Genomic DNA, 12,434 nt, shown 5'->3' with positions numbered 1-12,434 from the left:
CGCGGATGCCCCCGCCCGTGGCACACCAGCCGCAGGACGGGCATCCGCGCGGTCTCACGAGCCAGGTCAGAGGCCCAGGGCACGCACGACGAGACCGGTCACGGCGGCTCGGTGGTCGGGGCCGTCCTGCCACCGCAGTCTCCGCCCTGCCTCGACCACCACGCCGAACCCGGCGTGCACCAGGACTCGGGCCTGACGCGGGTCAAGCTCCGGGCGGACCAGTCGCAACTGCCGCTCCCAGACGGCGATGTGCTCACGCTGTGCCAGGAGCAAGGGGCGCCGCTGGTCGGCCGGCAGGCCGACGAACTCGGCTTCGGCGACACTCGTGAGCGCGGTGTGCTCGAAGCTGTAGGCCACGTACGTCGCCGCCAGCGCGACGACGGCCTCGCGCGGATCGGTCACCTCGTGCAGGCTCTGGTCCACCGCCTGAGCCAGCAGCCCCGCCGCCTGGAGGCACGCCGCCGCCAGGATGTCGGCCTTGCCCGGGTAGTGACGGTAGAGCGCGGAGGGAGCAAGCCCCACCGCCCGAGCGATCTGGCCGTTCGTGACGTTGACGAACCCGTCCCGGGCGAACAGCGGGACGGCGGCCGCGAGGATCTCCGCGCGCCGTGAGCGCGGCACCGGCAGAGCCGGCAGCCGGACGGAGCGCGTGCTCCCGGTGGCCGGCACGGGGTCGGTCGCGACTACCCGCAGGGCGCACGCCAACAGCAGTTCCTCGACCCGACGTTGAGCAATGGAGGTGTGATGCATGGTGATGGACCCGATGGCACCGAGCGCCGCGTCGACCCGCAGTTCCTCGTCGACCGACGGACACTCGCGCCGCACCGTCTCGCTCACCCGGCCGACGACCTGCGCGAACTTCGCCCGGAGGAGCCGACGGTCCTCGCGGTCGAGGTACCTGGCCTCCCACCGGTACACGCCGCCCGACGCGCGATGCGCCAGAGTGACGCGGATGAGGGCGGTGAGCACCTCCGCCGAGTCCGCCTCGGGCGGCATGTCGTCGAGCACGGCGACGAGCCGGTCCACCATGGCGTGCGCGCACTCGGAGAACAGTGCGTACTTGTTCGGGAAGTGCCGGTACAGGGCCGCGGCAGTGATGCCCACGCCGACGGCGATCTCCTCCATGGACGCGGCGTGGTAGCCGCGTTCGCTGAAGAGCCGGCCGGCCGCCTCGACGATGAGCTGCTTGCGGTTGCGGGGGCGAGTGGCCGGGGCCGAGGTCGACTCGACGGTCATGACCGGACAGATGTATGCGGATACGGGCCCATACGGCCCAGTCAATCACACGTCGGGCCGCCCCCTGGGCCACCTGTGTGCGGAGTGCGCGGCAGGCGGACCGAGGTGCGACCCATGTGATTCCCCATTAACAAAATGCTCCACGACACTTCTCTGCCCGCTGCATTGACAGGCACACTGCCGCAGCGACACCCATTGATTCGACACCTAGGAGTCGCCCATGTCGACGGACACGGCCCCCGCCTGGTCCTTCCGGCACCACTGGATGTCCCAGGCGGCCGCCCACGCGCTGACGCGCCCCGACAAGCCCGCGTTGCGCCACCTCGGGCAGACCACTACCTGGGCGCAGTTGTCGCGGCGTTCGCTGCAACTCGCCGCCGCGCTCGCGGACCGAGGGGTCGCCGCGGGCGACCGCGTGGCCATGCTCACGCTGAACCATCCGTGGTTCGTGGAGAGCGTGTTCGCGGCGAACAGTCTGGGGGCCATGGCCGTGCCGCTCGGCTTCCGGCTCGCGCCGCTGGAACTCGACCACGTCCTGACCGACTGCACCCCTTCGGCGATCGTCGTCGACGCACGGCTCCTGCCGCTGCTCCGTGCCGTGCCGAACGCCGCGTCGATCGGCACGGTCATAGTCATCGGCGGGTCGGCTGGGACCGGGACAGAGACCGAGGAGGCCCACACCTCGTACGAGGAGTTCCTCTCGGCGTACGAGCCGATGGAACTGCCCGACATCAGCGAGGAGTCGACCGCGCTGATCATGTACACCTCGGGCACCACCGGCCGACCGAAGGGGGTCATGCTGTCCCATCGCAACATGCAGGTGCAGGCGATCACCTGCATCCGGGCGATGGAGATGTTCGACGACTCCGACGTCGGCTTCCTGACGGCGCCCTTCTTCCACATCGCGGGCCTGGGCTCGATCGTGGCGAACTTCGTGGTCGGCAGCACGGTCGTGATCCATCCGCTGGGCGCCTTCGACCCGCAGGCGGTCCTCGACGCATACGAACGCGAGGGCGCCACGGTCGTGTTCAACGTTCCCCAGCAGTGGGACCTGCTCTGCGCCGAGGCCGACATCGACAAACGTGACCTGAAGCTGCGGATCATCAGCTGGGGAGCCGCCCCCGCGAGCGACGCGACCCTGCGCGCGATGGGCGAGAAGTTCCCCGCCGCGCTCAACGTGGCCGTGTTCGGTCAGACCGAGACCTCGCCGATCACCTGCGTGCTCCGTGGGGAGGACTCGCTGCGCAAGCTCGGCTCGGTCGGCCGGCCGATCCCGGGCATCCAGTACCGCGTCGTCGACGCGGGCATGAACGATGTCGCCGTGGGCGAGGTCGGTGAGATCGTCTACCGCGGGCCCATGCTGACGCAGGGGTACTGGAAGAAGCCGGCGGAAACGGCGGAGGCCTTCGAGGGAGGCTGGTTCCACTCCGGTGACCTGGTCAAGCAGGACGACGAGGGCTTCATCTGGGTGGTCGACCGCAAGAAGGACATGATCATCAGCGGCGGCGAGAACATCTACTGCGCCGAGTTGGAGAACGCCGTCGCCGCACACCCCTCGGTACGGGAGGTCGCAGTGATCGGCAGGCCCGACGAGCGCTGGGGCCAGGTGCCGGTCGCCTACGTCACCGCCGCCCCGGGAACCGGCCTTTCGCTGCCCGAGCTGACCGGGTTCCTCGAAGGAAGGCTCGCGTCGTTCAAGCGGCCCAAGGACCTCGTCCTGCTCACCGAGCTTCCCCGCAACGCGGGCGGCAAGGTGGTCAAGCCGTTGCTCCGCACCCAGGACGCGGCACGCGCGCGGGAACAGGCGGAGGGTGAGGCCGGTTTGCACGACCGGATGGTTGGCTAAGGTTCCCGCGCGGGCCGAGTCAGCCACGACGGGGGCCTGTTGGTGGGGAGGGTGGCGCCTGATGGTCTGCGACGGTGTGCGGTTCGGTGTGCCCGGACCTGCGGTCACCGGGGTGGGCGCGTGACGGGCCGGCCAGCGTCCCCGCTGCTGCCCGCAACGCTGCGCGCGTGGCTCGGACTTGTCGCGGCCATCGCCGGGCTGACGGTCGTCGCCGTCGGGGCCCTGTACGCCGGTCACAGCGAGCCCGGCAGGGTGGACAGGTGGTTCGTCGATCCGACGGCGGACACGGTGCGGCCGCCGTTGCGGAACGTCGCTCTGGCCACGGACTTCTTGGGTGAGCCGACCGGAGCCGCGTTGCTGGTCGTGGCCGCCGTGGCGGGCTGCCTGCTGCTTCGGCGTCCTCGCGCGGCGGCGCTCGTCGTGGTCGGCGCCGGCGCGACCGTGGGGACGACGACACTGCTCAAGCCCCTGGCGGGACGCACCATCCACGGCGACCACCTGTCCTACCCGAGCGGGCACACCGCCTTCGTCACCGCGCTCGCCCTGGTGGCGGCGCTGCTCGCGACCCGCAGGCTCGGCCTCGGCAGGGCGGCCGGTACGTCACTCGTGCTCGCCGTGGCGCTGGTCGTCGGCGCCGTCATGGGCTGGGCGCAGGTCGCTCTGGGCGCGCACTACCCGACGGATGTCCTCGGCGGCTGGTGCACCGCGCTTGCGGTGGTACCGGCGACCGCGTGGCTGGTCGACCGGATGGCCGACGCCGGTGGGAATCGGCCCCGCTGACGTCACGTCACGTACTTCACGTCACGCGTCACGCCATGCGTCACGTCACGCGTCACGCCAAGCGCCGGAACACTGGCTTCACCGGCCGCCCGGCCAGCCACGGAGTGGGATCCGAAGCATCAAGTGCCTTGCGGTACACGGCACATGCCTGGGCCACCACATCGACGGTGCGCTCGATGTCGGCGTCGTCGAGCGCGCTGCTCACCACGAACGACGGGGCAAGGACCCCGCCGGCGAGGAGCCGTCGCAGGAACAGGGTGCGGTACTCCTGTGACGGCTGCCGGTTCTCGTCGAGGGTGGCGAAGACCAGGTTGCTGGCCCGGCCCCGGACGACGACGTGGTCACCGACGCCCATGCCGGCCGCGGCCTCACGGACACCGGAGGCCAACCGGTCGCCGAGGGCGTGGAGTTGTGCGGTGATGCCCTCCTCGACGTAAGTGGTCTGCACGGCCATCGCGGCCGCCAGGGAGTGCGTCTCCGCACCGTGCGTGGTGGACAGCAGGAACACCCGGCCGCCGGAGTGACGCAGCCCGCCCCGCTCCATCAGCTCGCGGCGCCCGGCCAGCGCGGAGACGGCGAATCCATTGCCCAGCGCCTTGCCGAACGTGGAGAGGTCGGGGACGACGCCGTACAGGCCCTGGGCGCCCGCCTCCGACCAGCGCAAGCCGGTGATCATCTCGTCGAAGATCAGTACGCAGCCGTGCCGGTCGGCGAGCTCGCGCAGACCGGCCAGGTAGCCGGGGGGAGGCTCCGTGTGGGCAGGTTCCAGGATCAGGCAGGCGACCTCGTCCTGATACCGGGTCAGAAGCTCTTCCGTCGCGGCCAGATCCCCGTACGGAAACGCCACGGTGAGCTCGGTGGTCGACGCCGGGATACCGGCGGACATCGGCGTGGTGCCGATGAACCAGTCGTCCACGGAGAAGAACGGATGGTCGCCGCAGATGGCCACCCGCGGGCGCCCGGTGACGGCGCGGGCGAGGCGCACCGCTGCGGTGGTGACGTCCGAGCCGTTCTTCGCGAACTTCACCATCTCGGCGGTCGGCACGGTGGCCAGGAAGCGTTCCGCGGCATCCACCTCCACGATGGACGGCCGCACGAAGTTGCTGCCGCGGTCGAGTTCACGCCGCACCGCTTCGATCACGCGTGGGTGGGCGTGACCGAGGCTGACCGACCGCAGGCCGGAGCCGTACTCGATGTAGCGGTTGCCGTCGACGTCCCATACGTGGGCACCGTGGCCGTGGCTGATGACCGGGGCCAGGTCCTCGGGGTACTGGTCGTCGCCCTTGGCGTAGGTGTGCGCGCCCCCGGGGATCATGGCGTGCAGCCGTTCGTTCGCGGCCCGCGACCGGGGAAGGCTCAACTCTTCTGTTTCCACGGCCACTTCAGCTCTCTTTCTGCTTCAGGACCTCGGCGAGGCTCGGTGCCTTCCGGTCCCGCTCGGACATCGACCGGGCAGGCAGCGGCCAGGGAATGGCGAGCTCCGGGTCGTCGAAGGCGATCGTCACGTCCTCGGCCGGATCGTGCGGGCGGTCGATCCGGTACGAGACGTCGGCGGTCTCGGTCAGGGCCTGGAAGCCGTGCGCGCACCCCGCCGGGACGTACAGGGTCAGCTGCGTCTGGCCGGACAGCTCGAAGTGGGCCTGGCTGCGGTAGGTCGGCGAGTCCGGCCGCAGGTCCACGACGACGTCGAAGACCTTCCCGTACGAGCAGCGCACGAGCTTGGCCTCGCCCGCGCCGGAGCGCAGGTGCATGCCGCGCAGCACGCCCCGGACCGAGCGGGACACGCTGTCCTGGACGAAGGCGTCCGGGTCGAGGCCCACCGAGCGCACCACGTCGGCGTCGAAGGTGCGGCAGAAGAAGCCGCGCTCGTCGGCGTACGGCGTCGGCTCGAACAGGTACGCGCCGTCGATCGCCGGGACTTCGGTCACCTTCATACGGGCTCCTGGCGGACGTGGGGGTGAGTGGGGGTGGCCGCCGGGAACAGGGCCGCGGTCAAGGCGGTGAACTGCTCCTCGATGCGCCGGGCGACGGTCAGGTTCCGCTCGGAGATGGTCCGCCGCACCTCCGCCGAACTCTGCTCCAGTGCCTGGAACTGCTCGTACAGCCGGTCGGCGTCGGCCTCGCGAGCCTGGTGGCAGTACGCGGCGAGACCCATCTGCGCCATGAGCACGTCGCTCTTCGCCGAGTAGCTGAGTGCGAGGGTCGGCGTACCGACCTTCAGCGCGCAGACCAGGTTGTGGTACCGGGTCGCCACCACGGTGTCGGCGGCCGCCATCTCCTTCATCAGGTCGTCGAGCGAGGCCGCGTCGGCGGCGGTGACCAGCGGCGAGTCCACCGCGTCGAGGATCGCGTCGACCACCGGCCGGTCGAGTTCGTCACCGGTGAGCAGCCGGACCGGCCTGCCGTCCTCGACCAGCGCGCGGACGAACCGCGTCGTCCCGTCGAGGTAGCGCCGGTGGATCTCCTGCGCCCTGGCGCGCTCGTCGTTGCTGCCGTGGAAGGCCATGACGCCGACGCAGACCGTGCCCGGCGGCCCGGAAGGCACGCTCGCCCGCGGCGTCGGCAGGGCGAACACGAGGTCCTCGTAGACCTCGTCGCGCGCGGTGTCCACACCCATCGTCCGCATCGCGTCGCGGGACATGGCATCGCGGAACGACCGGTACGCGGCGAGCCGCGCCGACCAGCGCACCAGCGTCCGGGTCGGCCTGCTGCCGATCGCGGCGGCGCCCACACTGACCAGCGCGACCCGGGTGCCGAAGAGCCTGCCGGTCGCACAGAGCAGGAACAGCGAGTACGGGAAGCCCCAGGGCCGCAACGGCAGCGTGGCCTCCAGGACGCCCGTGCCCGGCACGATCACCACGTCGTGCCGGCGCACCCAGACGGCGGTGCGGACGGCGTCGACGAGCTTGCCCGCGCCCTTGGCCGCGATCGCGCCCGCGCGTGAGGCGGTCCGGTACTCCCCGCTGTACCAGTTCAGCCGCGTCGCGGGGATCCGGTACCGGGTCGCGATGTCCTCGGGTCCGCCGCACAGCGCGTCCACGACCGCCTCCGGGTGCTCGGCGCGGAGGTATCCGAGCACGGCCTCGAGCGATCCGTTGTTGCCGACGTTGCCGGAGCCGAGCAGACCGAACACCCCGACGCGCACCGGCGCCTTGCGCTCGGACGTCATGCCTGCCGCCCTTCACGCCCGGCGACCAGGGCGTCGACGGAGACGGTGAGCTTGGCCGGGTCGACCGGGGCGCGGTCCTCGACCCGCTCACCGGCGCCCGGCCGGACGCGGCTGGTCATCCAGGCGGCCAAGTGCCGGTAGCAGGCGCTCCGGTCGGCCGTGGACAACGGCGCCCGCCGGATCGCCGACGCGAAACCCCAGACGTACTCGGCGAGCAGCCGGGGCGTCGGGTGCAGCGGGCCCGCCCGGCGCGGGTCCAGGTTGACGCACCGGGAGCGCTTGGAGGGGTTCGCCCGCTCGGCGCGGGCGGGATGGTCGCGGCGGAAGTACAGCAGTTCGGGCACCTGGTGGAAGGGTCCGTGCAGGGCGATCTCGGCGACGAAGGTGCGGTCCGCGTGGTGATAGCTGTCGTGCGGCTTCACGCGGCGCAGCACGTCGGCGCGCATCACCCCGTAGAAGTCGTCGCCGCCCGGCTCGAACAGCATGCTGCGGAAGCGCTCGGGCGCGCGCGGCGAGTCGGTGGCGAGCGTGTACGCGTAGGGGACCTTCACCTGGCCTTGGCCGTCGATGACCGCCTGGTCGGTGTGCGCGAGGATCACGTCGGGCCGCTCGTCGAGGGCATCCACGCAGCGCCGCAGCAGGTCCCGGGCGTACAGGTCGTCGTGCGAGGCCCACTTGAACAGCTCGCCGCGGCACTGGGTGAACACGTAGTTGTGGTTCGGCGCGGCGCCGATGTTCTTCAGCAGCCGGATGTACCGGATGCGCGAGTCCTGTGCCGCGTACTTGCGGCAGATGTCCTGGGTGCCGTCGGTCGAGGAGTTGTCGCAGATGACCAGTTCGAAGTCCTCGTAGGTCTGGCCGAGCAGGGCGTCGAGCGATTCGGCCAGATACTCCTCGCCGTTGTACACGGGCAGGCCGATGCTCAGCCGGGGTTGGGCGGTCATGACGTCCTCACTTCGGGGATGGGGTTGTGGCGGCGCTCGCGCAGGGCGGACCGCAGTTGCAGCCACCACACGGCGGAGCCGCAGAGGGACGCGGATGCGACGCCCCAGGCCGAGCCGATCGTGCCGCCCACGACCGCCCCGCCGAGCCCGCCGACGACGTAGCAGCCGGAGGCGATCAGCTGGCAGCGCAGGCTGAGGCGGGCCGCGCCGAGCGCGCGGAGCCCGGCAGCGGCGCCGCTGCCGAGGCCCGCGCCCGCGACGCTGAGCGTGGCCGGCACGATGAGCTCCGACGCGGCCTGCCAGACGTCACCGAGTACGAGCTCGCCGCCCCGGTCCGGTACGAGGAGCAGCGCCGCGCCCCAGAGCAGCGCGGCGGCGGCCTGCCCGCCGCCCAGTTGGAGGCAGAACCTGCCCAAACGGTGCGGGGCCTGCCGCAGCATCCGTGCGGCCTCCGCGACGGTGACCAGCGTGAGCCCCATCAGCACGGCGAGGAACGGGCCGAGCAGGAGCTCGGCACCCCGGACCACACCCACGGCACTGACCCCGACGATCGCGCCGAGCCCGTAGGCCCGCAGCTGGGACGCGCCGCTGGTGCTGACGTTCTCAACCATGTACCGGGTACCGAGGTCGCGCTGTTCGCGGAGCCACTCGCGCGCACCTGTCAGGCGTGGCCGGATGCCGGACTGGAGGCAGCCGTACACCGCGGCCACCGTGGCGGACCCGCCCCAGGCGAGCACGAAGGCGGCCACGTTGTCGGCGCGGGCCGCCACCACCATGGCCGGGATGAGCGCCAGGCCCCACACGACGTCGTTGACGAACGCCTTGCGCCCGGCGCCCGCGGCGAAGAACGAGTACCGCCAGGCGTCCTGAAGGAGCAGCCCCGGCAGCACGATGCCGAGGGCGGTGAACGCGGGCCCCACGCTGCCGCCCATGACAGGACCGGCCACCACACACACCGCGCCGATGGCACCGCCGACGACGAGCGCGGTGCCCGACGACCGGGCCACCGCCCCGCGCCAGGACGCCTCGGACACACCGCTGAAGCGCACCACGAGCGGGTCGGTGGCAAGGCCGCGGGACACACTGAGCACCACGCCGTACGTCACCCAGGCCAGGCTGAACACGCCGAACGCGGCAAGCCCGAGGGAGCGTGCCACGTAGATCCCCACCGCGAAGTTGGAGATGCTGGAGGCCGCCTGGTCGGCAAGGCCCCAGGACAGTCGGCCGACCATGGCCCGCTTGGCGGTCCGCTTCTCCCCGTCGGTGGTCATCGGCGTCATGCCTTGATCAGCCCGGCGCCGTGCAGGGCCTCGGCCGCGGCGGCGACGGTGTCGAACGGCAGCCCTGCCCGCTCGGCGACGTCGAGCAGACTGTGCTCGCCGTCGGAGAGGTTGAGCACCCAGAGCATGGCCATCTGGGCCTGCTGCGCGTCGCTGCGCCCGCCGAGCGATGCGTACAACCCCCGCCTGCCCAGCTGTGGTTCGCCGAACGGGCTGAGGTTGGTGTAGGTCCGGTTGCGGTCGAGTACGGCGAACGCCTCGCGGCAGACGGCGAGCGTGTCCGCCATCGCCTCCGGGGAGACGAAGTCCGGGTTGTCCGCCGAGGTGTGGTACTCGGGGTAGTCGGCGTACGGGGTCCTGCTGAGGGAGCCCACGCCGAGGTCGAAACCGGGCGAGCAGTACTGCCTCTCGTCGTAGCCATAGGGAGTGAACTCGGCGACGCGGTGCGGGCGTTCGGATGAGGCGAGGACATGCCGCAGCACCCGGTCGATCTCCGCGTCGCCGCGCCTGCTCTGTTTGTACGTGAGCTGCCCCGAGTCACCGGCGCAGGCCAGCACGAGACCGTGCTTGATCTGCGCCATCCGCTCCCTGTTGCGGGCCAGCCAGGTGATCGCGCCGATGGTGCCGGGCGCGTAGATGAACCGGTAGGTGTAGTACGGGGTTTCCTGGGCCAGGGCGCGGGCCAGGAACGTCGCCACCGCGATGCCGGCGAGGTTGTCGTTGGCCAGCGACGGGTGGCAGACGTGGCAGGAGACGATCACCTCGTCGGGGACCTGCCCGGGGATCACGTGCTCGGCGTACGTGAGGTGGCCGTCCGCGAGCGTGGAGTCGACGCGCACCTCGTAGTCGCCGTCCGGCAGCGCGTCCAGGGTCTCCTGGGCCAGGCAGAATCCCCATTCCGGCTTGTAGTAACTGGTGCGGTACGGCACCCAGCTCGGGTGGTCCGGCAGGGTGTGCAGGTGTTCGCGCAGTTCGGCCAGTGGCATGGTCCGCGACACCGGCACGCTGTAGCCGAGCACGTGCAGGCTGGACTCGGCGAAGTCGACGACGCGGTTGCCCGCGGCGTCGGCGATGTACGCGTCCCGGATGTTCCACTCCTGCGGCACCGTCCAGTCGAGCACCTGCGTCCCTGTCGGTATCTCGTGCACCCGCAGCGGGACGTACTGGCCGACGATCCCCAGGGTGGCGCGCACACCGTCGCCGGTGATGCTCCGGCAGAGCGGGTACAGCCGCTCCACCAGAGCCTGCATCTCTTCGCCCACCGAGGTCATCGGTTCCGCCGCAGGGTGGCGTCGACGTCGCCTGCTTCGGACGCCGCACGCAGGACGGCGAGCCGGGTGAAGCGTCGCTCGAAGTCCTCCTGGGTCAGGCCGAACTCACGGTAGTTGTCGGCGAGTTCGAGCGCGCCCTGCTTTACCGTCCACTCGCAGTCGAAGCCGGGGATCGCGTCCCGGAACCGGGAGAAGTCCACCCGGTAGGAGCGCGGGTCGGCGCCGGTCTCCCCAGTGATCACCACCTTCGATCCTGACACCGCCTCGGCGACCTGCTCGGCGATCTCGGCGACCGTGACGTTGTTGATCTCGCTGCCGATGTTGAACGCCCGGTCGTGCACCGCCTCTTGTGGCGCGGACAGCGCGGCGGTGAAGGCCCGTGCGATGTCGACGGCGTGCACCAGCGGGCGCCAGGGGGTGCCGTCGGAGAGCACCAACACCTCACCGGACAACAGCGCGTGGCCCACCAGGTTGTTCAGCACGATGTCGGCGCGCAGCCGGGGCGAGTAGCCGAAGGCGGTGGCGTTGCGCATGAACACCGGGCTGAAGTCGCCGTCGGCCAGCGCGTGCAGGTCGTCCTCCACCCGCACCTTGGACTCCGCGTAGGGCGTCACCGGGCGCAGCGGTGCGTCCTCGGCCACCAGGTCGTCGCCGCCGGCGGCGCCGTAGACCGAGCAGGTCGACGCGTACAGGAAGCGCCGCGCTCCGGCTTCGCGGGCAAGCCGGGCGAGGCGTACGGACGCGTGGTGGTTGATGTCGTAGGTGAGCTCCGGCGCGAGCGATCCCAGCGGGTCGTTGGAGAGCGCGGCCAGGTGGATCACGGCGTCCACCCCGGCCACGTGGTCGGCCGTGACGTCCCGAAGGTCCACCCGGTGCCCCGACGGGTCCGCGGGCGGCGGGCCGAGGACGCAGTCGGCGAACAGGCCGGAGTCGAGGCCGATGACCTCGTGCCCGGCGGCCGCGAGGACAGGGGCCATCACGGTGCCCAGATAGCCCTGGTGTCCGGTCAGCAGTACGCGCAAGGTTCATTCCCCCAGTTCAGAAGTGCCGAGATCGAGCGTGAGTTTGGTGGCGGCGAACGCCTCGGCGTAGCGCGCGTGGCATTCGATGCCGCGGATCCGCGCGAGGCCGAGGAACGCCTCCTGGTCGTACCAAGGACGGTGCCGCTGCGAGGGGTAGTGCTCCTGCAGCAGCCGCACCTTCTGTTCGGCGATCTCCGGTGACAGCGGCTGGTACGCCGTCATCCGGCCGAGATCGCCGTCCCACTTGACGATCTCGTAGCCGAGGACCAGGTGGTCGCGGAACGCGGTGGGCATCAGCTGCGCCAGGCCGCGGTGATCCTGGTGCGCGTCGTCGGTACGTGGAGCGAGGACCAGATCCGGCTCGGTCTGCCCGCGCAGCTCCTCGACGGCGGCCTTGGCCTCTTCCCAGTGCACCGGCAGCCGGCCGTCCGGCAGCTTGAGCACGGTGAGCCGCAGGTCGGCACCCGGGCAGAAGGCGGTGAGCGCGGCCTGCTCCTCCTGCTCCCGCTCGCTGCCACCGCCCGAAAGGACGAGCGCGTCGACGCGGATGCCCGGCCGTGCGCGGCACAGTGTCAGGAGCGTGCCGCCCGCGCCGATGGCGATGTCGTCACAGTGCGCGCCCACCGCGACGATCCGGTCAAGGCCCCCGGGGGCCCCGAGCCGGATCACGCCCGCACCCCCGCGCCGTCCCGTTCCCACACGGCCCACGGGCGCTCGCCCCTGGCGTACGCGTCGTCGAGCGCGGCCCGTTCCTTCACGGTGTCGGTCGGCTTCCAGAAGCCGCGGTGCTGGTGCGCCACCAGGCGTCCCTGCTTGGCGAGGCGGGAACATCCGTCGGCGACCAGGTCCCCGTCCTCCGGGATGTGGTCGAAGATCTCCTGGCGGA

The 12,434-nt window shown here is 71.3% G+C and carries 11 protein-coding genes and 1 pseudogene; 2 read left to right on the top strand and 10 right to left on the bottom strand.

Features of this window, described 5'->3' with window-relative positions:
• Window positions 1-66: 66 nt before the first annotated feature.
• Window positions 67-1,236 (bottom strand): TetR/AcrR family transcriptional regulator, encoded by a 1,170-nt coding sequence (locus AC5P1C_RS40100; RefSeq protein WP_493870928.1) that lies wholly within the window; start codon window positions 1,234-1,236, stop codon window positions 67-69.
• A 220-nt stretch (window positions 1,237-1,456) separates the two neighbouring features.
• On the opposite strand from AC5P1C_RS40100, the gene AC5P1C_RS40095 reads away from it, so the two are divergent.
• Window positions 1,457-3,082 carry a long-chain-fatty-acid--CoA ligase gene (locus AC5P1C_RS40095; RefSeq protein WP_493870927.1) on the top strand — a complete coding sequence of 542 codons (1,626 nt, stop codon included), beginning with the start codon at window positions 1,457-1,459 and terminating at the stop codon, window positions 3,080-3,082.
• A gap of 120 nt (window positions 3,083-3,202) precedes the next feature.
• Window positions 3,203-3,862, top strand: coding sequence for a phosphatase PAP2 family protein (locus tag AC5P1C_RS40090; RefSeq protein WP_493870926.1), 660 nt, complete (start codon window positions 3,203-3,205; stop codon window positions 3,860-3,862).
• A 52-nt stretch (window positions 3,863-3,914) separates the two neighbouring features.
• Here the strand turns inward: AC5P1C_RS40090 and AC5P1C_RS40085 are convergent, their stop codons facing one another.
• From AC5P1C_RS40085 to AC5P1C_RS40045, 9 genes and pseudogenes are all read right to left on the bottom strand, one after another.
• Window positions 3,915-5,237: a glutamate-1-semialdehyde 2,1-aminomutase gene (locus AC5P1C_RS40085; RefSeq protein ID WP_493870946.1), complete on the bottom strand. Its 1,323-nt coding sequence runs from the start codon at window positions 5,235-5,237 to the stop codon at window positions 3,915-3,917.
• 7 nt (window positions 5,238-5,244) lie between these two features.
• On the bottom strand, window positions 5,245-5,796 hold the full coding sequence (gene rfbC, locus AC5P1C_RS40080; RefSeq protein ID WP_493870925.1) for a dTDP-4-dehydrorhamnose 3,5-epimerase: 552 nt from the start codon (window positions 5,794-5,796) through the stop codon (window positions 5,245-5,247).
• Window positions 5,793-7,031 carry a polysaccharide pyruvyl transferase family protein gene (locus AC5P1C_RS40075; RefSeq protein WP_493870924.1) on the bottom strand — a complete coding sequence of 413 codons (1,239 nt, stop codon included), beginning with the start codon at window positions 7,029-7,031 and terminating at the stop codon, window positions 5,793-5,795. Before AC5P1C_RS40075 ends, rfbC begins: the two co-directional genes overlap by 4 nt.
• Complete coding sequence (locus tag AC5P1C_RS40070) at window positions 7,028-7,975, bottom strand: glycosyltransferase family 2 protein (protein WP_493870923.1); 948 nt, start codon at window positions 7,973-7,975, stop codon at window positions 7,028-7,030. Before AC5P1C_RS40070 ends, AC5P1C_RS40075 begins: the two co-directional genes overlap by 4 nt.
• Window positions 7,972-9,255, bottom strand: coding sequence for a hypothetical protein (locus AC5P1C_RS40065; protein ID WP_493870922.1), 1,284 nt, complete (start codon window positions 9,253-9,255; stop codon window positions 7,972-7,974). Before AC5P1C_RS40065 ends, AC5P1C_RS40070 begins: the two co-directional genes overlap by 4 nt.
• Window positions 9,252-10,526 carry a DUF4910 domain-containing protein gene (locus AC5P1C_RS40060; protein WP_493870921.1) on the bottom strand — a complete coding sequence of 425 codons (1,275 nt, stop codon included), beginning with the start codon at window positions 10,524-10,526 and terminating at the stop codon, window positions 9,252-9,254. The genes AC5P1C_RS40065 and AC5P1C_RS40060 overlap by 4 nt, the downstream gene beginning before the upstream one ends.
• Window positions 10,523-11,548 (bottom strand): NAD-dependent epimerase/dehydratase family protein, encoded by a 1,026-nt coding sequence (locus AC5P1C_RS40055; RefSeq protein ID WP_493870920.1) that lies wholly within the window; start codon window positions 11,546-11,548, stop codon window positions 10,523-10,525. Before AC5P1C_RS40055 ends, AC5P1C_RS40060 begins: the two co-directional genes overlap by 4 nt.
• Window positions 11,549-11,551: 3 nt before the next feature.
• Window positions 11,552-12,217, bottom strand: a complete 666-nt coding sequence (locus AC5P1C_RS40050; RefSeq protein WP_493870919.1) for a PIG-L deacetylase family protein — start codon at window positions 12,215-12,217, stop codon at window positions 11,552-11,554.
• Window positions 12,214-12,434 (bottom strand): annotated as a pseudogene (locus AC5P1C_RS40045) (glucose-1-phosphate cytidylyltransferase); the annotation flags it as partial. The gene AC5P1C_RS40050 and the pseudogene AC5P1C_RS40045, both read right to left, overlap by 4 nt.

Source organism: Streptomyces sp. A18 (assembly GCF_059026065.1).
This window is presented reverse-complemented; position numbering and strand designations above follow the sequence as displayed.

What these genes read in the sequence shown, in the direction of transcription:
- AC5P1C_RS40100 (WP_493870928.1), bottom strand. Translation starts at nt 1,236, where the DNA reads ATGACCGTCGAGTCGACCTCGGCCCCGGCCACTCGCCCCCGCAACCGC.
- AC5P1C_RS40095 (WP_493870927.1), top strand. Translation starts at nt 1,457, where the DNA reads ATGTCGACGGACACGGCCCCCGCCTGGTCCTTCCGGCACCACTGGATG.
- rfbC (WP_493870925.1), bottom strand. Translation starts at nt 5,796, where the DNA reads ATGAAGGTGACCGAAGTCCCGGCGATCGACGGCGCGTACCTGTTCGAG.
- AC5P1C_RS40075 (WP_493870924.1), bottom strand. Translation starts at nt 7,031, where the DNA reads ATGACGTCCGAGCGCAAGGCGCCGGTGCGCGTCGGGGTGTTCGGTCTG.
- AC5P1C_RS40070 (WP_493870923.1), bottom strand. Translation starts at nt 7,975, where the DNA reads ATGACCGCCCAACCCCGGCTGAGCATCGGCCTGCCCGTGTACAACGGC.
- AC5P1C_RS40065 (WP_493870922.1), bottom strand. Translation starts at nt 9,255, where the DNA reads ATGACGCCGATGACCACCGACGGGGAGAAGCGGACCGCCAAGCGGGCC.
- AC5P1C_RS40060 (WP_493870921.1), bottom strand. Translation starts at nt 10,526, where the DNA reads ATGACCTCGGTGGGCGAAGAGATGCAGGCTCTGGTGGAGCGGCTGTAC.